General features: G+C 65.0%; 22 protein-coding genes and 2 pseudogenes. 10 read left to right on the forward strand and 14 right to left on the reverse strand.

Annotated features, from left to right (window positions below):
- Nucleotides 1-79: 79 nt before the first annotated feature.
- Nucleotides 80-361: a pullulanase X25 domain-containing protein gene (locus tag ABIB27_RS07035; RefSeq protein WP_354253731.1), complete on the reverse strand. Its 282-nt coding sequence runs from the start codon at nucleotides 359-361 to the stop codon at nucleotides 80-82.
- Between the two features lie 476 nt (nucleotides 362-837).
- Here ABIB27_RS07035 and ABIB27_RS07040 point away from each other — a divergent pair, with 476 nt between their 5' ends.
- A complete protein-coding gene (locus ABIB27_RS07040) occupies nucleotides 838-1,662 on the forward strand; it encodes a putative protein N(5)-glutamine methyltransferase (protein ID WP_354215839.1) in 825 nt (274 codons plus the stop codon).
- A 120-nt stretch (nucleotides 1,663-1,782) separates the two neighbouring features.
- On the opposite strand, the gene ABIB27_RS07045 is transcribed toward ABIB27_RS07040, so the two are convergent.
- The 6 genes from ABIB27_RS07045 to ABIB27_RS19415 all read right to left on the reverse strand — a co-directional run bounded on the left by ABIB27_RS07045 (nucleotide 1,783) and on the right by ABIB27_RS19415 (nucleotide 6,718).
- Nucleotides 1,783-3,498 (reverse strand): HNH endonuclease signature motif containing protein, encoded by a 1,716-nt coding sequence (locus ABIB27_RS07045; RefSeq protein ID WP_354253732.1) that lies wholly within the window; start codon nucleotides 3,496-3,498, stop codon nucleotides 1,783-1,785.
- Nucleotides 3,499-3,699: 201 nt separating this feature from the next.
- Nucleotides 3,700-4,371 carry a DUF2510 domain-containing protein gene (locus ABIB27_RS07050; RefSeq protein WP_354215837.1) on the reverse strand — a complete coding sequence of 224 codons (672 nt, stop codon included), beginning with the start codon at nucleotides 4,369-4,371 and terminating at the stop codon, nucleotides 3,700-3,702.
- Between the two features lie 187 nt (nucleotides 4,372-4,558).
- Nucleotides 4,559-5,041, reverse strand: a complete 483-nt coding sequence (locus ABIB27_RS07055) for a YtxH domain-containing protein (protein ID WP_354215836.1) — start codon at nucleotides 5,039-5,041, stop codon at nucleotides 4,559-4,561.
- Between the two features lie 111 nt (nucleotides 5,042-5,152).
- A complete protein-coding gene (locus ABIB27_RS07060; RefSeq protein ID WP_354215835.1) occupies nucleotides 5,153-5,419 on the reverse strand; it encodes a GlsB/YeaQ/YmgE family stress response membrane protein in 267 nt (88 codons plus the stop codon).
- A 131-nt stretch (nucleotides 5,420-5,550) separates the two neighbouring features.
- A complete protein-coding gene (locus ABIB27_RS07065) occupies nucleotides 5,551-6,384 on the reverse strand; it encodes an aldo/keto reductase (protein WP_354215834.1) in 834 nt (277 codons plus the stop codon).
- Nucleotides 6,353-6,718 carry an FIMAH domain-containing protein gene (locus ABIB27_RS19415; protein ID WP_502909137.1) on the reverse strand — a complete coding sequence of 122 codons (366 nt, stop codon included), beginning with the start codon at nucleotides 6,716-6,718 and terminating at the stop codon, nucleotides 6,353-6,355. Before ABIB27_RS19415 ends, ABIB27_RS07065 begins: the two co-directional genes overlap by 32 nt.
- Before the next feature lie 300 nt (nucleotides 6,719-7,018).
- Between ABIB27_RS19415 and ABIB27_RS07075 the strand changes: the two genes are divergently transcribed.
- Complete coding sequence (locus tag ABIB27_RS07075; protein WP_354215832.1) at nucleotides 7,019-7,399, forward strand: nuclear transport factor 2 family protein; 381 nt, start codon at nucleotides 7,019-7,021, stop codon at nucleotides 7,397-7,399.
- On the opposite strand, the pseudogene ABIB27_RS07080 reads toward ABIB27_RS07075, so the two are convergent.
- The 5 genes and pseudogenes from ABIB27_RS07080 to ABIB27_RS07100 all read right to left on the reverse strand — a co-directional run bounded on the left by ABIB27_RS07080 (nucleotide 7,396) and on the right by ABIB27_RS07100 (nucleotide 11,305).
- Nucleotides 7,396-8,203, reverse strand: a pseudogene (locus ABIB27_RS07080) (NAD-dependent epimerase/dehydratase family protein). The gene ABIB27_RS07075 and the pseudogene ABIB27_RS07080 sit on opposite strands and share 4 nt — an antisense overlap.
- 5 nt (nucleotides 8,204-8,208) lie before the next feature.
- The gene (locus tag ABIB27_RS07085) at nucleotides 8,209-9,180 is read right to left on the reverse strand and encodes an aldo/keto reductase (RefSeq protein ID WP_354215831.1); all 972 of its coding nucleotides are present in this window, start codon (nucleotides 9,178-9,180) and stop codon (nucleotides 8,209-8,211) included.
- 64 nt (nucleotides 9,181-9,244) lie between these two features.
- Nucleotides 9,245-10,066 carry an aldo/keto reductase gene (locus ABIB27_RS07090; RefSeq protein WP_354253733.1) on the reverse strand — a complete coding sequence of 274 codons (822 nt, stop codon included), beginning with the start codon at nucleotides 10,064-10,066 and terminating at the stop codon, nucleotides 9,245-9,247.
- A gap of 201 nt (nucleotides 10,067-10,267) precedes the next feature.
- Nucleotides 10,268-10,477 (reverse strand): dodecin, encoded by a 210-nt coding sequence (locus ABIB27_RS07095; RefSeq protein WP_185262315.1) that lies wholly within the window; start codon nucleotides 10,475-10,477, stop codon nucleotides 10,268-10,270.
- 123 nt (nucleotides 10,478-10,600) lie between these two features.
- The gene (locus ABIB27_RS07100) at nucleotides 10,601-11,305 is read right to left on the reverse strand and encodes a FadR/GntR family transcriptional regulator (RefSeq protein WP_354215829.1); all 705 of its coding nucleotides are present in this window, start codon (nucleotides 11,303-11,305) and stop codon (nucleotides 10,601-10,603) included.
- Between the two features lie 144 nt (nucleotides 11,306-11,449).
- Between ABIB27_RS07100 and ABIB27_RS07105 the strand changes: the two genes are divergently transcribed.
- The 8 genes and pseudogenes from ABIB27_RS07105 (at nucleotide 11,450) to ABIB27_RS07145 (ending at nucleotide 19,473) form a co-directional block, all read left to right on the forward strand.
- On the forward strand, nucleotides 11,450-12,991 hold the full coding sequence (locus ABIB27_RS07105) for a four-carbon acid sugar kinase family protein (protein ID WP_354215828.1): 1,542 nt from the start codon (nucleotides 11,450-11,452) through the stop codon (nucleotides 12,989-12,991).
- A 35-nt stretch (nucleotides 12,992-13,026) separates the two neighbouring features.
- On the forward strand, nucleotides 13,027-13,926 hold the full coding sequence (locus tag ABIB27_RS07110) for an NAD(P)-dependent oxidoreductase (RefSeq protein WP_354215827.1): 900 nt from the start codon (nucleotides 13,027-13,029) through the stop codon (nucleotides 13,924-13,926).
- Between the two features lie 216 nt (nucleotides 13,927-14,142).
- Nucleotides 14,143-15,609, forward strand: a complete 1,467-nt coding sequence (locus ABIB27_RS07115; protein ID WP_354215826.1) for a GntP family transporter — start codon at nucleotides 14,143-14,145, stop codon at nucleotides 15,607-15,609.
- A complete protein-coding gene (locus ABIB27_RS07120) occupies nucleotides 15,609-16,460 on the forward strand; it encodes a class II fructose-bisphosphate aldolase (RefSeq protein ID WP_354215825.1) in 852 nt (283 codons plus the stop codon). The genes ABIB27_RS07115 and ABIB27_RS07120 overlap by 1 nt, the downstream gene beginning before the upstream one ends.
- A 277-nt stretch (nucleotides 16,461-16,737) precedes the next feature.
- Nucleotides 16,738-17,517: an alpha/beta fold hydrolase gene (locus ABIB27_RS07125; RefSeq protein WP_354215824.1), complete on the forward strand. Its 780-nt coding sequence runs from the start codon at nucleotides 16,738-16,740 to the stop codon at nucleotides 17,515-17,517.
- Between the two features lie 106 nt (nucleotides 17,518-17,623).
- Nucleotides 17,624-17,997: pseudogene (locus tag ABIB27_RS19420) on the forward strand (acyltransferase family protein); the annotation flags it as partial.
- A gap of 239 nt (nucleotides 17,998-18,236) precedes the next feature.
- A complete protein-coding gene (locus tag ABIB27_RS07140; RefSeq protein ID WP_354215821.1) occupies nucleotides 18,237-18,569 on the forward strand; it encodes a GNAT family N-acetyltransferase in 333 nt (110 codons plus the stop codon).
- Between the two features lie 130 nt (nucleotides 18,570-18,699).
- The gene (locus tag ABIB27_RS07145; protein ID WP_354215952.1) at nucleotides 18,700-19,473 is read left to right on the forward strand and encodes an SDR family NAD(P)-dependent oxidoreductase; all 774 of its coding nucleotides are present in this window, start codon (nucleotides 18,700-18,702) and stop codon (nucleotides 19,471-19,473) included.
- Here ABIB27_RS07145 and ABIB27_RS07150 read toward each other — a convergent pair.
- Both ABIB27_RS07150 and ABIB27_RS07155 read right to left on the reverse strand, forming a co-directional pair.
- Nucleotides 19,441-20,556, reverse strand: a complete 1,116-nt coding sequence (locus ABIB27_RS07150; protein ID WP_354215820.1) for an FUSC family protein — start codon at nucleotides 20,554-20,556, stop codon at nucleotides 19,441-19,443. The two genes, ABIB27_RS07145 and ABIB27_RS07150, sit on opposite strands and share 33 nt — an antisense overlap.
- 204 nt (nucleotides 20,557-20,760) lie before the next feature.
- Complete coding sequence (locus tag ABIB27_RS07155) at nucleotides 20,761-22,371, reverse strand: MFS transporter (protein ID WP_354215819.1); 1,611 nt, start codon at nucleotides 22,369-22,371, stop codon at nucleotides 20,761-20,763.
- Nucleotides 22,372-22,652 lie beyond the last annotated feature (281 nt).

Consider the following 22,652-nt stretch of genomic DNA (forward strand, 5'->3'; position numbering starts at 1 on the left):
GGGGTCACTTTTAGCCCTTCCGAGACTCCGGATTGGGCGGAAAGTGACCCCGCGTTGTTGTTTGGGGGAGGAAGGAGCCCTAGCCGGCAGTGATCATACGCGTCCGGTGGTCGTAGCGGAAGGTCGCGGGCCCGCCCGGGTGGTCCAGGACGATGTTGTTGCCGTTGAGGGCCCCGTCCGCGCCGTAGTTCACACCCCAGGTGCCGTTGAGGGCGACCTTGTATTCGTACTGCCCGGGAGGCAGATTTTCGGCGGTGAGGCGCCAGACGTTATCGGCCGGGTCGAGTGTGAGTGACGCGGTTGGGCAGGCGGGGTCCCAGTCTGCCGGGCATCCCAGTTCGCTGTTGAACGACCCCGCCACAGTCACACAGTCGGGCTGTGGCGCCTGGCCCACCGTCACCGTGCGCGGTTCGCTTGCGGGGCACTGCCTGACTGTGTGCCGCGGGACAGTGCGGTGCGAAGCAGCGCGGGAGGATTCGGCGTCGTTCGGGTATCTAAAGGACTGTCGAGGTATGGGGTGGTGCCCCTTGGGATGCGTGAATTTACGTCAGGAGTCCTTCCTGGTTGCGGCGATGCTTTACAGGGTGTTGCGGGACTGCGATTCGGTGGACGACTTGCCGATCGGCAATTGCGGTTGGTCCCGGCGATCCCAGCGATCGCCGAGCGCACCACGCCCAAACTAAGCGCATGCACCGAGTAAATCCAGTCTTTTGAGACCAATTTCAAGCAGCTAATGTGCGCATACTATGAGGTTCGTGGCGGGAGCTTTATTGGGCAGTTCACCATGTTCCCGCGCCCTACGTTTTACTTCGGTCGGTGCAATGAAAAGAGGCTCCTTTGTCAGGCTCCGGCACGTGCTTTGAATCCATTGCCGGGATCGCAGCGCGCCTTCGTTCCGCAGGGTGTGTTTTTGCGGAGGAGGAGGCCCGGCTGCTCGCGGCTAACGGGTGCTCCCCGGCAGAAGTCGCAGCCACGGTGGAGCGTCGCATCGCCGGCTATCCGCTTGAGCACATCCTCGGCTGGGCCGGGTTCGGTGGTCTGAGGATTGAGCTCGACGCCGGGGTCTTTGTTCCGCGCCGCCGGACCGAACTACTCGTCAACGAGGCCGTTTCACTGCTGTCGACACCCCTGCCGCGGGCGAGGCGTGATGGTGCCCGCCCCGCCGTCGTGGTTGATCTTTGTTGCGGATCCGGTGCAGCAGGTGCTGTCATCGCATCCCGGATCCCCGGGCTTGAACTCTATGCCGCGGATATTGATCCGGCCGCTGTGGCGTGTGCACGCCGGAACGTTGCCAAGGTGGGTGGGGAGGTTTACCTGGGCGATCTTTACGACGCGCTTCCGCCCGTCCTCAGAGGGAAGATCTCAATACTGACCGCGAACGCCCCCTATGTTCCTACACCCGAGATTGCCACCATGCCGCGGGAAGCACGGGACTATGAGCCAATGTTGTCGCTCGACGGCGGCGCGGACGGCCTCGAGCTCCATCGCCGTATTGCCGCAGGGGCGGGGGCCTGGCTGCAGGCCGGTGGGCATCTCATTATTGAAACGAGCGAGCGCCAGGCCGGCCGCACGGCATCGCTTATGGCATCGGCAGGGCTGGTGGTCCGCACCGTCCGGTCGGACTATCTCGACGGCACCGTTGTAGTCGGCCGGGCAGACTAGAGCACGCAATCCTCGCCTATTAGGGGCTTTCCCGGTCCGACCGCGCTGTCCATGTGACCGGCGGTCCCGTCGTGTAATGGGCGGACTGTCCTGCGATCAGCATCCGCGTTCATCCGAAGTTTATTCGCGTTGGGGTGGTGGGGGTGGTTTGAAGTAGTGGTTTTGTTGGGGTTTTTGGGTGGGGTCGATGTGGCGTGGGGGTGTGAACCAGGGGGTGTTGTTGCGGGTGTGGATGGTCCATTTTTCTTTGTGGATGAGGTGGTGGTGGTGGGAGCAGAGGAGGGCGCCGTTGTCGGTGTTGGTGGGGCCGTTTTGTGACCAGTGAGTGATGTGGTGGGCTTCGCACCAGGGGGCGGGGATGGTGCAGTTGGGGAACGTGCAGCCTTGGTCGCGGGCGGTGAGGGCGAGGCGTTGGGCGGGGGTGAAGAGCCGGGTTTTGCGGCCGAGGTCGAGGATTTCGCCGTGGGTGCCCAGGAGGGCGGGGATGATGTCGGCGTCGCATGCGAGTTTGCGGATGGTGGCGGCGGCGACGGGCCCGGTGAAGATGTAGTTCCCCGTGCCCGTGCCCGTGTCCCTTTCTGGGCCGGTGGCTGTGCTTGTGCTCGTTCGCGGGGCTGGCAGGTGGGGAAGGAGGTCCTGGTAGTTGATGGTGGCGAGGATTTGGGGGCGGTTTGCGCCGGCGGTGGGCAGTTTGTTGGTGGACAGGGCTGCTTTGAAGGCGGTGATGATGCCGTCGAGCTGTTTTTGGGAACGGGTCCGCCGGTCCAGGTCGAGGTTGTTCTCCTGCCATACGTCGTGGTGCCCTGCCTGGTTGCGGGGTTCGCCTGTGGGTTGGTGTGTGCGGGGGTTGGTGGCGGCGTTCATGATGGTGGCGAAGTGTTCGTATTGGTCGGTGGTGGCGAAGATTTCGAGGTGGTGCAGGCCGTGGCGGGGTTTGCGGATGAACGCGCCTTGGGTGTGGCGGAGGGCTTCTTCGGTGGGTTCGGTGCCGTCGGCGTTGATGGTGTCGGCCCAGCGGCGGCCGACGCGGGCGACGAAGTCGGGGTCCGCGGTGGCGGCGGTGCGGGTGAGGTCGTGTTCGATCCGGTCCATGTTTTCGGCGGTGGTGTGGTGTTTGAGGCGGTCCAGGGTGGCGCTGATGATGGTCCCGGTCCGGGACGCGAGCGCCGGTCCGGAACCTGCCGGGCACTCGTATGGGTTGCTGGCGTCGGTACTGGGGTCGGCGCCGGGGTCTGTGGTGGTGGCAGGGGAGAAGGCTGCGGCGAGGTGTTCGCGGGCCGGTGGGACCGGGTCTCCGGTGAGGGTGGTGTCGGGAAGGATGGCCTCTGCGAGGTGGAGTCGGCGGCGGGCTTCGCTGAGCCCGATCCGGAGCCTGAGGCGGAGGAACTCGGCGGTGGTCTTGCAGCCGTCATCTGCCGGTGAGCCTGGCATGTGCTGCGGGCATGCGGCGGAACGCACGTCTTCGACGCCGGCTTCGGCGCCGGCGGAGTCGGTGGTGGTGCCGGCCGGCCAGCCGGTGTCGGTTTCGTTGAGGGTTTCGGTGCCGTTGTCCCAGCCGGTGGTCCACGATTTGGTGGCCCGTGTGGTTGCGGCGTTGGTGATGGCCTGGGTCCGGGTGCGGTCCACGGCCCCGGCGGACAGGATCTGGAGATAGTCCACGGACCGGGAGAGATCTTCGACGAGCCCGGCGAAATCGGCGGCCTCGACGTAGCAGGCCTTGGCCAGCTGGTCAGGAGCGGCGGCGGCCGCGGCATTGACCGCAGCGATCACGGCAACGAGCCCGGCGGGCATGGGCACGGTGGAAATACCGCCATGCCCAGCAAGCTGATCCGTCAAAGCCTCCAGAGGAATACTCTGCCGCGAGGGTACGACATTACGGCCGCCGTCGAACATTCCGAGGCCGCCTGAGGCGGTGGGCGCTCAGAAAACATTGATTGGCTCCGGGGTCAAGCGGCTGGTCTCCGGGGGCAAGATCTCCTGACCGTCGGTCGCCGTGACCAGCGTGAATCGCAGGGCACGCTGAAGAGACGGGGCTGGTCAGGCCGGAATGGTGCCCATCAGCGACGACATCAGTGCCGTCATTTTGATGTTCGTCACCACGATGTTGAGGACAACGACGCCGATCAGTACCCAGATGGGGACCAGCCCGCGCCCCCGAGCGACCTTGGACGTGATCACTGAGCGGCCAATGACGTACACCGCGCTGCTGAGGAAGCTCCAGGCCCAATGGAACGGCCTGACGACACCAATGCGTTTAAGCCCTTCGGAGTCAAAGTAGGCAAGCAACACGGACGCCGCATACGCCACGAAGCCCGAGAAAACGAGCATGAAATAGCCGGGAGTGAAGATCGACATAGGGTCCAAGGTGGGCGTCTGCTGCCGTCCGAAGGTAATAAACCGAAGCTCCGGGGTCCAGAGCAGCAAAAGCAGCGTGGAGATCAGCGGGAGTAGCGTGATGGCCCAGATCAGTGCGTTGTAGACCGGAGCGTCCCGGCTGATGAACGGACGCTGAACTGCTGCCGGGGCATTCGCATACGGGCCTGCTGCATACGGGCTCGCCGTATACTGCCCGGCATACGCGCCCTGCTGGTAAGGCGTGCTGAACTGATCCGTCCACGCATAGCCGTCCCACCAGCGGAGCCGGCCCGTCCCGGCCGGATCGGGGTACCAGCCCGCAGGTGCGGCGGGGATGCTGCCTGAAGTGCTCATCTGTACTCCCGAATAGCCCGCTGGCCACGCCAGCCACGGTTGGTTGCCATCACCTAAGACGCCGCTGGCCGCCGCGTCCCCCAAGGATCGCGACGGCCAGCAAGGTCAATCAGTTTTAGCACAGTTCCCGCGGGGCCCGGTGTCACACCGCGGCCGAGCCGTCACGTTCCGGCAGGAACGCGAGCGGTCATTCCCGCCGGGGGTCGACGTTCGTGGCTGCACCGGCTGGAGTGGCGCCCCCCTCATCGGACCAGTCCTGGCCATGAGCGTCGTTCAGCGCAGGGTCGGATTCAACATCCGAGGTCCCCAGATTCACCGTTTCGGGGTGGGTGCTGTGCGCCGGGGCGTGGTTGCCGGCGGTTCCGGGCGCACCAGTGGAGGCGCCGACGTCGGACGTTTTTGCGTTGCCGTTATTGGCCGCGCTGTCACGGTGCATGGCCGACCCGATTACGGTGCTTGCCCGGCGGGCGGTTTCACCTAGCTGGTCCGCCACGTCAGGAGCCTTTTCCTTGATGGCCTGGGTGGCGGCGTTGACCTTGTCCTGGACAGGCTTGCTGTCCCAGATGCCGGCCGCCCGGGTCTTGAGTTTGTCGTATGCTGCCCGGCCGGACCGGGATCCCAGGACGTAGCCTGCCGCGATTCCGATACCCAAAAGAAGTTTAGATTTCATGATGAACTCCTGCTCGTTGAGAAGGGTGTCAGTCCCCAGCCGCTTGGCCGGAGGAAAGAAAACCGGCCCAGGGATGTTGTCCCAGGGCCGGTTTTCATACCGGTGATGACATTAGCCGCGGGCGCTGCGCTTCGTGACCATGCCGTAAACCAGCAGCACGATAATCGAGCCACCGATCGCGAGCAGCCAAGTCTGCAGCGAAAAGAAATCCTGCAGCGGCGCGTTGAAGAGCAGTCCGCCGAGCCAGCCGCCGAGGAATGCCCCGACAACGCCCAGGATGAGGGTGATGATCCATCCGCCACCCTGCGTACCCGGAAGAATCGCCTTTGCGATCGCGCCGGCAATCAGGCCAAGAATCAGAAAAGCAAAGAAGCCCATTTTGTCGTCCTACTTCCTACATAAAGGAGGTACCCGGATCCCGGGACGCTTCATCCTTCTGCCCCAATACTAATCATGCTTAGTTTCGTTAAGCCAGTCCGCAACCTTGTAAAACGCGAGTTCAGGGCCCGTCAATGGCCCGTCGTGTCCGAGTCGTTACCTGAGGTGGGACCCTCGTCCAGGGTGGCAAGTTCCGCCAGATCCTGCGGATCCAGAGAGAAATCAAAGATGTCCAGGTTCTCCCGCATCCGCTCTGGGTCACCCGACTTTGGAATGACCACAAGTTCCTGCTCAATATGCCACCGCAACGCCATCTGAGCCGGCGATTTATCGTATTTTTGACCAAGCTTGGCAAGGAGGGGGGCACGCAGCAGGCTGGCACCGGAGCCGCCCAGAGGGCTGTACGACTCCGTGACGATTCCGTGTCCGGCATTGAACTCACGGTCAGCCACCCGGCTGATCGCCGGACTCAGCTGGATCTGGTTCACCGCAGGCACCACGTCAGTTTCGGCCAGAAGCCGCTCAAGATGAGCCGGCTTGAAGTTGGAGACGCCGATGGACCGGACTTTTCCCTCGGCCTGCAGCCGCTCGAACGTCTTCCACGTCGAGACGAACTCATCACGCGCGGGGAGCGGCCAGTGGATCAGCAGGAGGTCCACATAGTCCAGTCCCATGCGTGTCAGCGACCCCTCCAGCCCCGCCGCCGCGCGGTCCTGGCCTTGGAACTGGCCGTCGAGTTTGGTGGTGACAAACAGTTCGCCACGGTCCACGCCGCTCGCCTTGATGCCGTTGCCCACTCCTTCTTCGTTGCCGTACTTCACCGCGGTGTCGATGTGGCGGTACCCGGCTTCCACGGCATGTACGACGGCGGTGGCCACCTGATCGTCGTCCAGCGGCCAGGTGCCGAGCCCTAGCTGCGGGATGCTGTTGCCGTCATTGAGCTTGATGAGCGGTGAGAGTGTCATGGCACCAGTCTGCCGTGATTTCATCTCCCTGGCATTTGAACGCCCGGAGAATAATTCCGGCCTGATGATCCAGCACGGTCCGGGCCAGGCCGGATACCTGGTCGGGTTTCTTTCGCTGGGCGAGGAACTCCGCGAAGAGTGCTATGGCCTGTCCCGCTTTGGAGGCATCGCCGTCGTCCACTGCCTTGGCCCCCTGCTGCACGCTAGCTGCCAACTGCTTGGCTACACGTCCCGCCACGGCGCCGGACTCGACCAGATCCTCAAGGGCCTGGTGGAGCGTCTTCACATTCCCCGGGAGCCAGGCTGCGCGCAGGGGAGCGTCTACGAAGTCCATGTCCGAGGCGAGTAGTAGGCCTGTGGGTGGCCCACTTGATGATCATATTGGTGCCCGGGGACGTGGTGGAAAGTTTGTCACCGTCGGCCGACTGCATGCCGATGCCGATGCCGATGCCGATGCCGATGCCGATGGCGTGGGCGGGAGCGGACAGCCAGGCCGGGAGTAGCGGGGCTGCACCGCACAGGCTTGCGGGGCGGCGCTCTAAGTGCCTTGGTTTCCCGTGGTGCAGGACCATCTTCAGGAGGACAATTCGAGAACCAGCGGTCCGTCAAATCGTCAAGAAATCAGGTCAACATCGTGGTTGAGTCCAACGCGAATGAGAACGTGATCAACCGGCTAATTGCGTGCATCAACGACCGCCGCATTGAGGTGATGGACGAGCTGTTCCACGACGACGCGGTGATGCACTGGCCCCAATCCGGGGAAGTGGTGCGCGGCGCGGAAAACCGGCGGGGTGTCTACAACGCCTTCCCGCAACTTCCCACCATCACGCCGCGCCGTATGCTAAGCGGCGGGAACCTCGTGGTGGCCGAAGCCCTGCTGGACTACAAGGGGCCGCAGTACGAGACAGTGTTCATCTTCGAATTCCGGGACGGCAGGATTGCCAAGGAAACGGCCTACTGGAGCGAAGCCTTCGACGCACCCGAATGGCGGGCGCAGTGGGTTGATAAAGACTAGCCCGCGCGGCGCGCCCAGCTGATCAGCCGGTCGCTGAGGTTCATGAACTCCTGGTCCACCACCTGGAGTTCGGGATGGCTGTCGTACCAGTCAACGATCTCCCGGGCGCCGTCCGCGAACGGGATGGACGCTGTGTAACCGGGTACCAGGGACTTGATTTTGGAGTTGTCGAACACCACGGAGTGCGCCCGGTCGCCGAGGAGGCTGGGCCCGAGGTGGGGGCTATACCGGACGCTGTGTGCGGCGATGGTTTCCGAGGCCACGTGGACCAACTCTGGTTCTGAGACCCCCGCCGCCCGCGCAAACAGGCGGTAGATCTGGTCCCAGGGCAGGTACTCGTCTGAGGTGATGGTGTAGCTCTCGCCCACTGCCTGCGGCCTGCCAAGCAGCCCCACGAACGCCTTGGCGAAGTCCCGGGCGTGCGTCACGGTCCAAAGCGACGTGCCGTCACCGTGCACCATAACCGGCTGCCCGGTGCGCATGCGGTGTATGTCTGTCCAGCCACCCACCAAGCCCACCCGTGTGCGGTCATAAGTGTGCGACGGGCGCACCACCGTGACCGGGAAATCGTCCTGCCGGTAGGCGTCGAACGTCCGTCCCGCCAGCATGCTCCGCACACCCACCGCGTCACGGATGTCCGCCGTCAGTACCTGCGCACCGTCCGGCGCCGACTTGCCCGACTGCCCGCGGTTAAGGACGGTGACCGAGGGCGACGGCGTGTTGCGCCGTTGCGGCACTGATCACTCCGGTGCCGCCGAGGAATAGGATGTCCCGTGGTGGCACGGTGCCTGCTTCGGCACCCAACACGTTCACCACGCGTAGTCCTCCGGCGCCGGACGGTGCCCCGGGAAGATGCCATCAAGGTTCTCCAGCGCTGCCCCGTCGAGGCTGACGTCCAAAGCCCGGACGGCGGCGTCGAGCTGTTCCTGCGTGCGCGGCCCCACGATCGGTGCGGTGACGGCGGGCTGGTGCAACAGCCAGGCCAGGGCGATATCGCCTGGCTCCTGGCCGAGTTCGTCTGCAAAGTCCTCGAATTGCTGGATCTGGTCCCGGTGGTTCTTGAGCGTCTCCGCTGCCCGGCCCTCGGCGCGACGCACGCCTGCGCGTTCCTTCTTCAGCACGCCGCCCAAAAGCCCGCCCTGCAGCGGCGACCACGGGATCAGCCCGAGGCCGTACTGCTGTGCGGCGGGAATGACCTCACGTTCCACCTCGCGGCGGAACAGGTTGTAGATGGACTGCTCGCTGACCAGCCCGGTGTAGTTCCGGCGCAGGGCGGCCTCCTGTGCCTGCGCGATGTGCCAGCCCGCGAAGTTGCTGCTGGCCGAATAGAGGATTTTGCCCTGCTGGACGGCCACTTGAATGGCCTGCCAGATCTCGTCCCAGGGGGAGTCCCTGTCGATGTGGTGGAACTGGTAGACATCGATGTAGTCCGTCTGCAGGCGCTTCAGGCTGGCGTCCAGGGCACGGCGGATATTCAGGGCGGAGAGCCTGGACTCGTTGGGGCGGTCCGTCATGGTGCCGTACAGCTTCGTGGCCAGGACAGTCCGTTCGCGGCGCTCGCCGCCCCGGGCGAACCAGCGGCCGATGATCTCCTCAGTCCAGCCGCGGTGCCCAGATCCGCCATAGACGTTGGCGGTGTCGACAAAGTTGATGCCGGCGTCCAGCGCGGAATCCATAATGGCGTGCGCGTCGGCTTCGTCGGTATGTGGGCCGAAATTCATGGTGCCCAGGCACAGTCGAGACACCTTCAATCCGGAACGGCCAAGATGGGTGTACTCCACGGGGGATCCTCAAACTAGGGGTTGAGCCTGCCCGTGGGTCTCCGACAGGCTCAACCAGGGGTATCTACAGCTGCGAGAAAGCTGCGACGGCGGGGTCCGAACCGATGCGCGCACCTCGCTCGAGGGCGGTGATCGAGGAGAATTCGTTGTCGGTCAGCGTCAGGGACGAAGCGGCGAAGTTCTCACGCATGCGCGCCGAGTCAGCTGACTTGGGAATGGCGATGGTCCCGGCGGCGAGGTGCCAGGCGAGGACCACCTGGGCGGCGGTGGCGTCGTGGGCCTGGGCGACGGCGGTGACTGCGTTTCCCTTCAGGTCGCCACCCTGGCCCAGCGGGCTGTAGGCTTCCACAGCGATGCCGAGGGCACGGCCTTTCGAGGCCAGCTCGGCCTGCTGGTAGCTGGGGTGCAGCTCGATCTGGTTCACGGCGGGAACAACGTCACTGGATGCCAGCAGCGTGTCCAGGTGGTCAGCGAGGAAGTTGGAGACGCCGATAGCCCGGATCTCCTTGCCGGCGTAGAGGCGCTCCATCTCCTTCCATGCCTGCACGTAGAGCTCCTGGGACGGAACGGGCCAGTGGATGAGGTAGAGGTCCACAAAATCAAGGCCCAGCGCCTGGAGGCTGTCCCGGTAGGCATCCTTGGCGCGGCCCTGGTCACCATTGCGGAGCTTGGTGGTGATGAAGAGGTCTTCGCGCGGAATGCCCGAGGCTGCGAGCGCCGCACCCACGCCGGCCTCGTTGCGGTACGCGGCCGCGGTGTCGATATGGCGGTAGCCGGCTGCAAGGGCATCCTCAACGATCCGCTGTGTGTCTTCCGGCGGCACCTGGAAGACACCGAACCCAAGCTGTGGGACGGTGACGCCGTTGTTCAGCGAGATGTCAGTCATAAGGGAGACTCCTTTGTTGCTGAAAGGTTGGTTTCCGGCGCGCTCGGCTTGCCGCGGAAACCGTTTTCGGAAATGGTGCTGGGACGAGCCTATGCATTTTCGCGTCCACCGTCAGCAACCATGCCGGTGGCTGAACAAACGCTGATGGCCGCGCCCGGGGGCGCGGCCATCAATGATGCCCGTCAGTTAATGCAGTGAGGCTCAGCCTTCGTGCCGGAAACCCAGCTTGACGCGGACCTGCCAGTCTGCGACTTTGCCGTCCTCGAGGTGGCCGCGGATTTCCTTCACCTCGAACCAGTCAAGGTTGCGTAGGGTCTTGCTGGCTTCGGCGATGCCGTTGCGGACTGCCGCGTCGACGCCTTCTTCGGACGTGCCAACAATTTCAGTAATGCTGTAGGTGTGATTGGACAACTTCGCTCCTAGTGATCGCCTTCGATTCCCGGTTGCGGGCCGTCCTTGAACACTAGTGGCATCTCGGGGAGTGTGGCCAGAGGATGGCACGGAGCTGCGAAGGGGACATCGTGCCGCGAGGGATCAGGGTGCGTCGAGGACCAGGGCCTTGAGGTCGTCCAGGGTCTGCTGCATGTGGGCGTCCATGGCGCCCCGCGCCCGTGCGGAGTCGCGTGATTCCAGCGCCTCGGCGATGTTCTGGTGGTGGCCGATTGCGTGTTCCTGGATGGTGGGCACGGCCGACGTTTCCGCGCGGCGTTTTTCCAGCAAGCGGTGCAGCGGTTCGAAGAGGACGGCCACAAAAACGTTTTCTGAAGCCCGCAGGATCAGGTAGTGGAACGCGAGGTCGGACGCCACGAACGCTGCCACATCGTTGATTTCATGGGCCTTCCGCATCGCAGCGACGTGGGCGAACAGTGCTTGGATATCCGTGTCGCTGATCCGGGTGGCGGCGAGTTCACATGCCCCGGTCTCCAACATCCTGCGGAGTTCGATGAGCTGAACGGAGGCTGCGGCTTCGTTCTGGCCTTCCGACGCGGCACGGAGCACAGCTTCCAATGAAGACCAGCGGTTGAGTGGGTTAACGAACGTCCCGCGTCCACGTTCGACGCTGAGGATACGTTGCGCCTCCAAGGTTTTCATGGCCTCACGGACGGTCATCCGGCTCACTTCGTGCTTGGCGCTCAGCTCAAGCTCTCCCGGGACGCTGGAGCCCGGCGGGAAGTCGCCGGCAATGATCCGGTCCAGGAGTGCGTCTGCCACAACGCCCACCAGTGATTTCCGTGCCATCTTTCCCCCTTGCCGCCGTCGCCAGATGTCTGACAAGTCTACTTGCGCGTTTGTATGTCCTGTGCCACACTGTTTCAATTGTAATATGTCAGACATCTTACAGACACTCTCAAGACAACAGATTTCCTCACAATGGAGTGCACAGTGACGCTTGAAGCAAATCTCCTGGCCAACTTTCCGGCCGAAGTCCGGATTCCCGCCGGGCTCGTGGCCAACGCAGTCGCCGCTGCCAGCGCGGAGAGCCCCCGCATGCTGGTAGTGCTCGACGACGACCCCACCGGAACGCAGTCAGTTGCTGATCTGCCAGTGCTCACCCGCTGGGACGTTGAGGATTTCGTTTGGGCCTTTGGCCAGTCGAAGCCGGCCGTGTATGTACTGACCAACACCCGGAGCCTGGACCCTGCAGAAGCTGCCGCCCGGAACGAAGAGGTAGTCCGCAACGCCTTGGCCGCCGCCGGCTACGGTGACACCACGCCCGGCTCCAGCCTCCGCCTCGGTTTTGTGAGCCGCAGCGATTCCACCCTCCGCGGCCACTACCCGCTGGAACCTGACGTCATCGCCGCCACGGTGGCCGACGTCAGCGGAGAAAAAACCGACGGCGTTGTCCTGGTTCCGGCGTTCCCCGATGCCGGCCGCGTGACCATCGGCGGCGTTCACTACACCCGCGGCACCGGCGAGGACGCAGGCAAGCTCACCCCCGTGGCCGAGACTGAGTTCGCCAAAGACGCAAGCTTCGGTTACGTCAACTCCGAGCTGGCCAAGTACGTGGAAGAGAAGTCCAAGGGCCGCTTCGCCGCGGAATCCGTGATCGTGCTGGACCTGAACATCATCCGCGCCGGGGCTGCCAGCGCAGGCACGGCACAGAACCCCGACGGCGACCCCGCTGTGGGTGCGGCCATCAGCGCCAACGCCATCGCCAATGCCATCACGCCCGCCACGGACTCCACCCCGATCGTGGCCGACATCGTCACCGAAAACGACCTCCGCGCCCTGTCCCTGGGCCTGGAAGAAGCCGAACGCCGCGGCAAGAAGCTCCTCTACCGCGTGGGACCGCCGTTTGTACGTGCCCGGATCGGCCAGGAAATCCGCACCGAGCTCAGCGGCGCCGAGGCCTATGCGGGCAACACGCCTTCCGAGGCAGGCGGCCTCATTGTGGTCGGTTCCCACGTGGGCGTCACCACCCGCCAGCTCAAGGCCCTCACAGAGCAGCACAGCGCGGCACGCATCGTGGAAATCGACGTCGATAAACTACTTGCCGCCGCAACCGAAACAGCCGCGGACGCTTACTTGAACCAGACGGTGGACGCGGTGGTGGAAGCCCTTGGCGGCGGCGACGTCATCATGCACACCAGCCGCCTGCTCATCAAGACTGATGACGCCGCCGAAAGCCTGCGGATCGCACGCACGGTGTCCGCCGCCGTCGTCGCCGTAGTGAACCGGACACTCAAGACCTTCCCGCCACGGTTCGTCATCGCCAAGGGCGGCATCACGTCCTCCGACGTTGCCGCGCACGGCCTCGAAATCCGCCACGCCATTGTCCGCGGCGCCATGCTGCCGGGCATCGTCAGCCTCTGGGAACCGGTGGATGGCCCCGCCAAGGGCATCCCGTACATCGTTTTCGCGGGCAACGTGGGCGGCGACCAGTCCCTCGCCGACGTCACGCGAAAGCTCAGCAACACCTTCTAGTTCCACCTGCCAGCCAAAATCCAAAGGAGAACCTCATGACCAGCAACTACACCGTCACGGTCCTGGGCCTCGGTGCCATGGGCCTGCCCATGGCCACCCGCCTCGCCAGCGAGCTGACCGTCCACGGCTTCGACATCGCCGAGCCGCGCCTGAAGCTCGCCGAAGAGGCCGGCATTCGCACCTTCGCCACCGCCCGTGAAGCCTCGAAGGGCGCCGACGCCCTCCTTCTGGCGGTCCGCAACGGCGAACAGCTCAATGACGTCCTCTTCGGCGAGAACGGCGTGGCCTCCGTGCTTGAGCCGGGTGCCGTCGTCATCCTCGGCAGCACCGTGGGCACCGAAGCGATCCCCGCAACGGTGGAACGTCTCGCAGAATACGGCGTTGAGCTCGTGGACGCCCCGCTGTCCGGCGGCCCCAAGCGCGCCGGCGAAGGCGACTTGCTGATCGTGGTGGGCGCTTCCCCCGAAGCCCAGGAAAAGGCCCGCCCCGCACTGGAACTGCTGGCCTCCACCCTCACCGTGGTGGGCAACAAGCCCGGCGACGGCCAGGCCCTCAAGACCGTCAACCAGCTCCTCTGCGGCGTCCACATCGCCGCCGCCGCCGAGGCCATGGCCCTGGCCGACGCCCTCGGGCTGGACCAGGCCAAGACCCTCGCCGCCCTCGAAGCCGGCGCGGCAGGCTCCTTCATGCTCTCCAACCGCGGCCCGCGCATCCTTGAGGCGTACACCGAGGAAGGCGCCGAAGTCCTGTCCCGCCTGGACATCTTCGTCAAGGACATGGGCATCGTGGGCAAGGCCACCCGCGCAGCCGGTCTCGCAGCGCCCGTTGCCGCCGCCGCCGAGCAGCTCTACCTGCTCGGCCAGGCCCAGGGCCTCGCCGCAGCCGACGACTCCGCCGTCATCAAGGTGGTTGCCCCCACGAAGCGCACCGCCTAGCCACCCACCATCTCCCTCCCATCCCGAGTTTTTGTCCACTTATTGCCCCTTTTGACCCCAATAACTCGCGATAAGTGGACGAAAACTCTGAGGCAGGAACGGACGACGACGGCGGTCCCCGTCCGCCGTCGTCGTACCTCCCAGCGTTACAAAACAAATAATTAGCGCCTGATTGCCCGTCTCTGGAAGACTGGCTCGTCAAAGGAGACACCCGTCATGAACCACCTCATGAACCCGCTGATCGCGCGGGCGGCTGACGCCCCAACGATCAAACCCGCAGTGGAGTTGGGTACTCCGCTGCTTCTCACCATTGCGGCCCTCGGCATCGCCGTTCTGCTGGTGATGATCATCCGCTTCAAGATCCAGGCCTTTGTGGCCCTGCTGACGGTGAGCATCGCCGTGGCCGTGGCGTCGCAGATCCCGCTGAAGGACGTCTTCACCGTGGTGGCCACCGGCGTGGGCGGAACCATGGGCAAGGTGGCGCTGCTGATCGCGCTCGGTGCCGTCCTGGGCCGGATGATCGAGGTCTCCGGCGGCGTCCAGTCACTCGCGGCGCACTTCACCGAGAAACTCGGCGCCAAGCGCGTCGCGGTGGCGCTCACCGCCGTTGGCTTCCTGGTGGCCATTCCCGTGTTCTTCGAGGTGGGCATTATTGTGCTCGTCCCGATCGTCTACGCCTTCGCGAAAATCGCCAACGTGCACCCGGTCAAGTTCGGCCTGCCCATGGCCGGCATTATGCTCTCCATCCACGTCGCCGTACCGCCCCACCCGGGCATTGTTGCCGGCGCAGGCGTGTTCGGCGCCGACATCGGCCTCATCACCATGATCTCCCTGCTGATCTGCATCCCCCTCGGTTTCCTGTCCTACTGGGTTGCCAGCATCATGAACCGCACGGAGTACGAACTCCTGCCCGGCGTCAAGGCCCAGGTGGACGAGTACGGTTCCGATTCCCTGGTCAAGGTTGGCCACGTAGGCCCCGGCGCCGCCGGCCTCGCACCGCCGCGGCCCGCCCTGATCATTTTCCTGATCGCCGCGCCCATCGTGCAGATCCTCATCGGTACCCTGGGCACCCTCACCATCCCCAAGGACAACTCCTGGTACGGCCTCGCGGCTTTCATCGGCAACCCGTTCTTCGCCCTTCTCGTGGCTGTGGCACTGTCCTTCTTCCTGCTGGCCGTCCGCCGCAACTGGTCGCTCAAGGAAACCGGTGAAATCTTCGAAGGCGCATTGCCTCCGATCGCTTCCATCCTGATGGTTGTCGCGGCCGGCGGTGTGTTCGGTGAGGTCCTGCGGACCTCCGGCATCGGCGCCGCGCTGTCCCAGACCCTGGACCACCTGGGCCTGCCGGTCATTGTCCTCGGCTTCGTGATTTCGCTGGCCCTGCGTGCAGCCCAGGGTTCCGCCACCGTGGCAATCGTGACCACCACCGGCCTGCTGACCTCCGCCGTCATGGAAGGCGGCTACTCGCCGGCGCAGATCGCCATCATTGTGATCGCCATCGGCTTCGGCGCCCTGGGCCTGTCCCATGTAACCGACGCCGGTTTCTGGACCGTGGTGCGCTACTACGGCCTCACCGTCTCGGACGGCCTCAAGACCTGGACCGTCCTCACCACCGTCCTGGGCCTGGCGGGCTTCCTCCTGACCTACGTGGCCTGGATCCTGGTGGGAGGCCTGGGCATCTGATGCGCACCCGACTCGACCACCTGGTCACCACAGCCCTGCAGCAGGGCTCGGCCGTGCCGGCGTTCACCTGCTACGACTTCACCACCGCCCTGGCCGTGGTGGGTGCTGCCGAGGACGCGGGCCGGGGCGTCATCCTGCTGGTGGCCCCCAAGACCGCCGCCACGGCCAACGGCCTGCGGCTGATCGCCGCGCTCCGCGGCCTGGCAGACTCCGCATCCGTTCCGGCGGCCGTCCAGCTGGACCACGCCTCGGACCTGAAAGTGATGGCCGACGCCGTCGCCGCGGGGGCGGATTCGGTCCTCGCCGACGGCTCGTCCCTGCCGTATGAGGACAACATTGCGCTGGTCCGTGCGGCGCGCACGGTGCTGGGTGCTGGCGTCGTGCTTGAAGCCGAACTCGGCGGACTGGCCGGTGACGAGGATAAGGCCTTCGGCGCGGACCGGGCGGGCGTGGCAGTGGCCGGCCTGACGGACTCCGCCCAGGTGGAGGACTTCGTGTCGCGGACCGGCGCGGAACTCCTGGCCGTGGCCGTGGGCAACGTGCACGGCCGCTACAAGGGCGAGCCACAGCTGCGCTGGGACGTCCTCCAGGACATAGCGGTGCGGACGCGGATCCCCCTGGTGCTGCATGGTGCGTCCGGCATCCCGGCCGAGGAATTGGTGAAGGTGGCCGCCATGAACGTGGGCAAGGTCAACTTCAACACCGAGCTCCGGACCGGCGTCCTGGCGACACTGCAGGACCAGCTGCCGAAGCACCGGGCTGAGGGCGAGAACATCCAGGGGCTGCTGGGCCACTGGAACACCTCGGCCAGGGAATTTGCCGGGGCAGCGTTGGGGATGCTCACCCGCTGAGAGTTTTTGTCCAGATAAAGCGACTTCAAGGCCTGAAAACGGCGGTTATCTGGACAAAAACTCCGGGGGCGGCCGGGGGCGGCCGGGGGCGGCCGGGGGCGGGGGGAGTGGGGGCGCGGTTCTGCAAGGAACGACGCCGTTGCTCGCCGTCGTGCTCGGCGTACTGGACGTGCCGCTCGCCTGAGCCGGGAAGACGATCCTGGACCGCCACCCTTGCCGGTAACGGCCTGCTGGCGTAGACATAAGCCAACCGCCCGAACCCGGAACAGAGGATGCCATGATCCAGCACGTGAAATCGGCCGATGGAACCTTGCTCGCCGTCGAATCCTTCGGGGACGGCGAGCCGCTGATCGTACTCGGCGGTGCGCTGAGTACCCGGGCGGCCGTGCAGCAATATGTGCCGTTCCTCGCCACGGACTTTAGTGTCATTGGCGTAGACCGCCGAGGCCGCGGTGACAGCGGTGATACGCCCCCCTACGCCGTCGAACGTGAAGTGGAAGACGTGGCAGCGATTGTCCGGGCGGTCGGCGGGTCGGCGAAGGTTTACGGACACTCTTCCGGTGCCATCCTGGCCTTGGAGGCAGCCGCGGCGGGGGTGCCCATCAGCAGCTTGCTGGCTTACGAGCCGCCGTTCTGCACACCTCAGGAACCGGGGGAGAGCTGGGACCAGTTTGCTGCCCGGGTCCGCCAACTGGCTGAGACCGGCCGGCGTGACGAGGCTGTCGAAGCCTTCCTGCGCCATGCAGGGGTACCCGTCGAGGCGGTGAAGCAGTCCCCCTGGTGGCCCGGAATGACGGCACTTGCCCACACGCTTTTTTACGACCTCACCCTGGCCGGCAACGCAGACATCCCGGCGGAGCGCCTGGCCAAAATCCAGGCTCCGGTGCTGGCCGTATATGGCGGCAACAGCGACTCCTGGGCACAAAACTCGGCCGAGGGAGTCGTGTCAGCAGTTCAAAACGGCCGCACTGCACTGGTTCCCGGCTACGATCACATGGTTGCTCCGGAAGCGCTGACGCCGATCCTGCTGGACTTCTTCGCCGCAGCGTCCGGTTGAGGCCGCAAGGGCGGCTCATGCTCAAGCTTTTGGACGAAACTCCGAGGTGGGACAGCATGGGCGCACAATGAGGTAACACCGGAGTTCGGCGTTTCAGGGAGCCTGCGTGCCGGATGCAGGAGAGCCGGTGAGGGCCCTAGGCCTGGTCATTGACCTGGTCCGGTTCGTCTGCCTGGCCCTGGTGGTGGTGGGCCATTGCACGATGGTGAGTCCTGTCCCGCACGCCAACGGCACCGTGACCACGGAAAACAGGCTGGGGGACCAGCCCTGGTTTGTGCCGGTGATCTGGATTTTTAAGGTGATGCCGCTGTTTTCCGTCACGGCGGCACCACCGGACTCCAGTCCTGGCAACGGCTGAAGGCCGGGGGCGGGACTAGTTTCGAGTTCGCCCAGGCCCGGCTGCTGCGGCTGGGCCGCCGGGCGGCAGCGCTCCTGACGGTCATGTTCCTGGGGCTGTGGGCCGGGCTCCTGGTGGCCATGTCCGGCCTCCTGCTCCTCACCGACTTCCCCCAACCCGCCGCCGGAGTGATGACGGCCGCCATCGTCGTCTTCAACGGCCTGACGCTGGGACTGCTCGGAGGGGGCGCGGCCTGTTTGGTGCTGGCCGTCCTGCTGCTGGGCAGAATGCCGGAACGGGTCGTCGGCGGTGCGTCCCCTGACACCCAGGGAGGGGGTGCCGGGCCATTGCCAGCCGGGCCAAGTAGTGCCAATGTCGAACCATGACTGAGAACATGATTTCCACAGAGGATGAGTTCAGCCCCGACGTTTCGCTGGTCCGGGATGATGAGCATCACCGGTACGAGCTGAGGGTAGGCGGGAAGGTCGCCGTCCAGTCCTTCTTCCAGGACCGGCCCGGACATGTGGATTTCAGCCACACCGAGACAGCCGAGGAATTCAAGGGCCAGGGACTGGGAAAAGTCCTGGCCCACTTCGCCCTTGATGACGTGGTGGCGGCCGGGAAGCGGGTTATCCCGCACTGCCCGTTCATCGCCGGTTACCTCCGCCAGCACGAAGGCTACGAGCAGCACATCGACTGGCCGGAGGCGTCCTAGCGTCGGATTCTGCTCACTCATTCGCCGGCCTCGGCCCAGCCGGGCGCTTACCTCCGGGTCAGGGCTGGAGCGCGCCGGAATGATGACACAAAAATTCGACGGGTTTGTCACCCGCCCCGGCTAGTCTGGGCTGGTGACAACTACAGCCAGCACCACAGCCCTCATCACCGGTGCCAGCGCCGGCCTGGGCGCCGAGTTTGCCCGCCAGCTCGCGGCGCAGGGCCATCATGTGGTCCTGGTGGCCCGGGACCGTACGCGCCTCGAACAAACAGCGGCGGACCTGGAACAGCGCTACGGAACCACTGCTGAGGTGCTGCCCGCGGACCTGACGGACGACGGCGGGATGGCCGCCGTCGTCGGGCGCCTCACCGCTGTGGACAGGCCTGTGGGGATCCTGGTGAACAATGCGGGGATCGGCCTGCTGCGCGACTTCGAGCTGAACAGCATCGCGGATGAGAAATACCTCCTGAAGCTGCACTGCGAGGCGGCGCTGGAACTCACGCATGCCGTGCTGCCCGGAATGCTGGCGCGCGGTGCCGGCCGCATCATCAACGTGTCCAGTATTTCGGCGTTCCTGCCGCGTGGCACCTACGCTGCGGCGAAGGCCTGGCTGCTCAGCTTCAGCCGCTGGGCGAACCTGGCTTACGCGGCTCGCGGCGTGATGGTCACTGCGGTCTGTCCTGGCCTGACGCACACGGAATTCCACGACAGGATGGGCATGGACAAGGCGATGGGTCCGTCCTGGGCTTGGTTGACGGCCGAGCGCGTGGTGCGCGAAGGCCTGGCCGACAACCTCCGGGGCAATGCCGTGTCCATCCCCTCGAAGCGCTACAAGGCGGTGGCGGTTGCGGCGCGGGTGCTTCCGTACCGGCTACTCACGGGACCGGCGCGCAGACCGAAGTAGCGAAAACCGGACAGTTGAATGCCGCGCCGCCGGCTGCCGCACCGCCCGCTGCCGCACGGCCACCACCACCAGGATCCCCACCACGGCTCCCACGCAAGTTTCCACGCCGCGTTCGAGGATCAGGACTAACGGGTCAGTAGGTCCTGCTAGCTGGGTCATCAGGAGGATGACGGGTGTGAAGGAGACCATCGCGAGCCCGTAGTGCCGGGTCATGAACAGCTCCGTAGTGAACTGGAAAATGATGACCAGCAGGGCCAGGACCACCACCTGATGGGCGGCAAACAACGGCGCCAGTGACCACGGCGCCGGGACAAGAACGACGGCGGTGACCGCCAGCCCGAGGAATGTCCCCACGATGCGGTGGATCCCTCGCCGCACCCGGCTGGGGAGGTCCGCTCCGGCCAGGGGGACGGCTGCCGCTGCCATGGCCCAGTGCGGATGGCCGCTGCCGCTGAGCACTCCAAGAGTGCCGGCGAGGCCTACGGCGAGTGTGTATCTGGCCGCGTGGACCGCCGCAGCCCGCCCTGCCGCGCCGCTAAGCGTCACTGCATCGCGTGAGGCGCCGCGCTGCCACGACCTGCCACGTACCCAACCGCCGAAGCCCACTGCCACGGAAAATGCTGCTGAGCCTCCCGCGATCATGAGGGCAACATACCAGGGGATGGTGGTGGGCACGGAGGCACAGGCACCCAGGGCCAGGATGCCGAAGAACGGGCCGTTGGGCTTGAGCATGACTCTGTCCGAGTACACGGAGCCGGCGCCGGCCAGCACCGCCTCGACGGCCACCAGCCACCAGGACTGGAGGTGGTTGACGGACAGGAAGACGCCCACGGCCACGCCGCCGACCAGCACGAGGGCTGCCTGCGACTGGTGCCGGAGCCTCAGCTGGTGCGGTTCTGACCGGCCGTACATTCCGGTCAGAGCGCCGAAAACCGCGTAGATGATCAGGTCGGCCCGGCCCAAAAGCAAAAGGATGAGCGACGGCACTGCAACGCTGGCGGCCACACGGAGGGCTGCCAGATGGTCGTTGTTCGCGGGCTCCAGGCGATGGAGGGCGCGGACCTGCCGCAGGACGGACTTCACGTGCCCACACCGCCTGTCATTGGTTGCTGCCCCGAGCCGGAGCCTGTCAGGAAATTATCTCCCGGCGTCAGCAGCTCCGGCGCACCACCCCGATGCATGGCTAAGGCCCGCCCCACGCTTCCGCCAGGGGAAGCGTGGGGCGGGCCTCTGAGCGCGGGCTACAGGACGGCCCAAACAGGCCGGTTTGTGGTTTCCGGGTGTTGCTTAGACTCCGGTGGGGACCTTGGCGGCAGAGGCATCCGTGATGTCCTGCGTTTCGAACGGCAGCTCGTCCAGGTCAAGCAGCGGGTTTTCATCCTGGGTGGCCACGAGTTCGCGTGCCTCCGCCTGGGTGTCCACACTGGGCATCGAGCCCGGCAGCGGACGCTGGGCGGATTCCTTCAGGAAGTAGATGGCGACAGCCCCGACCGCTGAGGTAGCCATCAGATAGTACGCCGGCATCATGTCATTGCCGGTGGCGTTGATCAGCGCAGCCACGATGAACGGGGTGGTGCCGCCGAAGATGGCAACCGCGAAGTTGTAGGCGATGCCCATCGCCCCGTAACGGCTGGACGTGGGGAACTGGGCCGGCAGCGCCGAGGCAAGGTTGGCCACATAGAAGGTCACGGGGAAGGCGATCAGGGCAAGGCCCAACAGGGTGGTCCAGATCTCGCCCACGCCGATCAGCATAAAGGCCGGGATTGCCAGGACCACGGTGCTCAGCGCGCCGATCCACAACACCGGCCGGCGACCGATCCGGTCGGACAGCTTGCCCGTCAACGGGATACAAAGGCTCATGATGACCAGCACAGGGATGGTCAGGAGCGTGCCGTGGACCTCGTCGTAGCCCTTGGCCTCCGTCAGGTATGTGGGCATGTAGGAGGTTAGGGCGTAGCCGGCCGTATTGGCCGCGGCAACCAGCACCATTGCCACGATAATCGAGCGCCAGTAGGCCTTGACGATTCCAACCGGCCCCTTGACTGCCGCCTCGTCGGTGGAGGCAGCGTTCCTGGCAAGGTCCTCCTGGGCGTCCAAAGTCGCCTGGAATTGCGGGGATTCCTCGATTTTGCTTCGGAAGTAGACCGCGATCAGGCCGAGGGGCCCGGCAATGAGGAACGGAATGCGCCAGCCCCATTCCTCCATGGCGGTCTGGCCAAGGGTCAGTTGCAGGACGGACACCAGGGCAGCGCCGATGGCGAAGCCCAGGTAGCTGCCCAGGTCCAGGAAGCTGGCGAAGTAACCCCGGCGCTTGTCAGGGGCGTATTCGCTGACGAATGTGGTGGCGCCTGCATACTCGCCGCCGGTGGAGAACCCCTGGACGACCTTCAGGAGCACCAGGAGTGCCGCCGCCCACAGGCCGATCTGCGCGTAGCCCGGCAGCAGGCCGACGGCGAAGGTGCTGGCAGCCATGATCATGAGGGTGGTGGCCAGGATCTTCTGGCGGCCCATCTTGTCTCCGAGCCAGCCGAAGATCACGCCACCCAATGGGCGGGCAATAAAGGTGGCAGCGAACGTTCCCAGCAGGAACAGCGTCTGCGTTGTCGGATCCGACTCCGGCAGGAAAACGGGTCCCATGGTGGTGATCAGGTAGCCGAACACACCGACGTCGTACCACTCCATGGTGTTACCCACGATTGTTCCGCCGAGTGCCTTTTTCAGCATGGGCTGGTTCACGACGTTCACGTCGGACTCTTTGAGCCGGCGGCGTGCGAGAATCTTCGGTTTCCGCACCCCTGTTGGACTCACAGGTAGTGCATTCTCTGGTACTGCATTGTTAGTTCCGCTGGCGCTGTTCACGCCTGCGGAAGAGTCGGTCGTGCTTCGGTCTGTGGGCATTTGGGCAACTCCTATGGAGGTCATTTGCTTGCGACTTGTAGCTGCCCCGCTCTGGGCAGGCCTTCAATTTTACGCGAAATCTGATGCAATTCAGAGTTTGATACCGTAGGATCAAGTGTTTCGGAGCGGTTTGAGTGGCCATCACCGTCTTGACTTGAGCCCGTTTCGCCGCGCCAGCACTGGGATCCCGGCCCAATGTGGCCATTGTTACCTAATCTTTTTCTTCCGGCCGGTTTTCGGACCGCTTTTGGCCCCCCTACAGCGTCAAATGTGACAGCCGT

It is taken from the genome of Arthrobacter sp. UYEF21 (assembly GCF_040546085.1).
GTDB lineage: Bacteria > Actinomycetota > Actinomycetes > Actinomycetales > Micrococcaceae > Arthrobacter.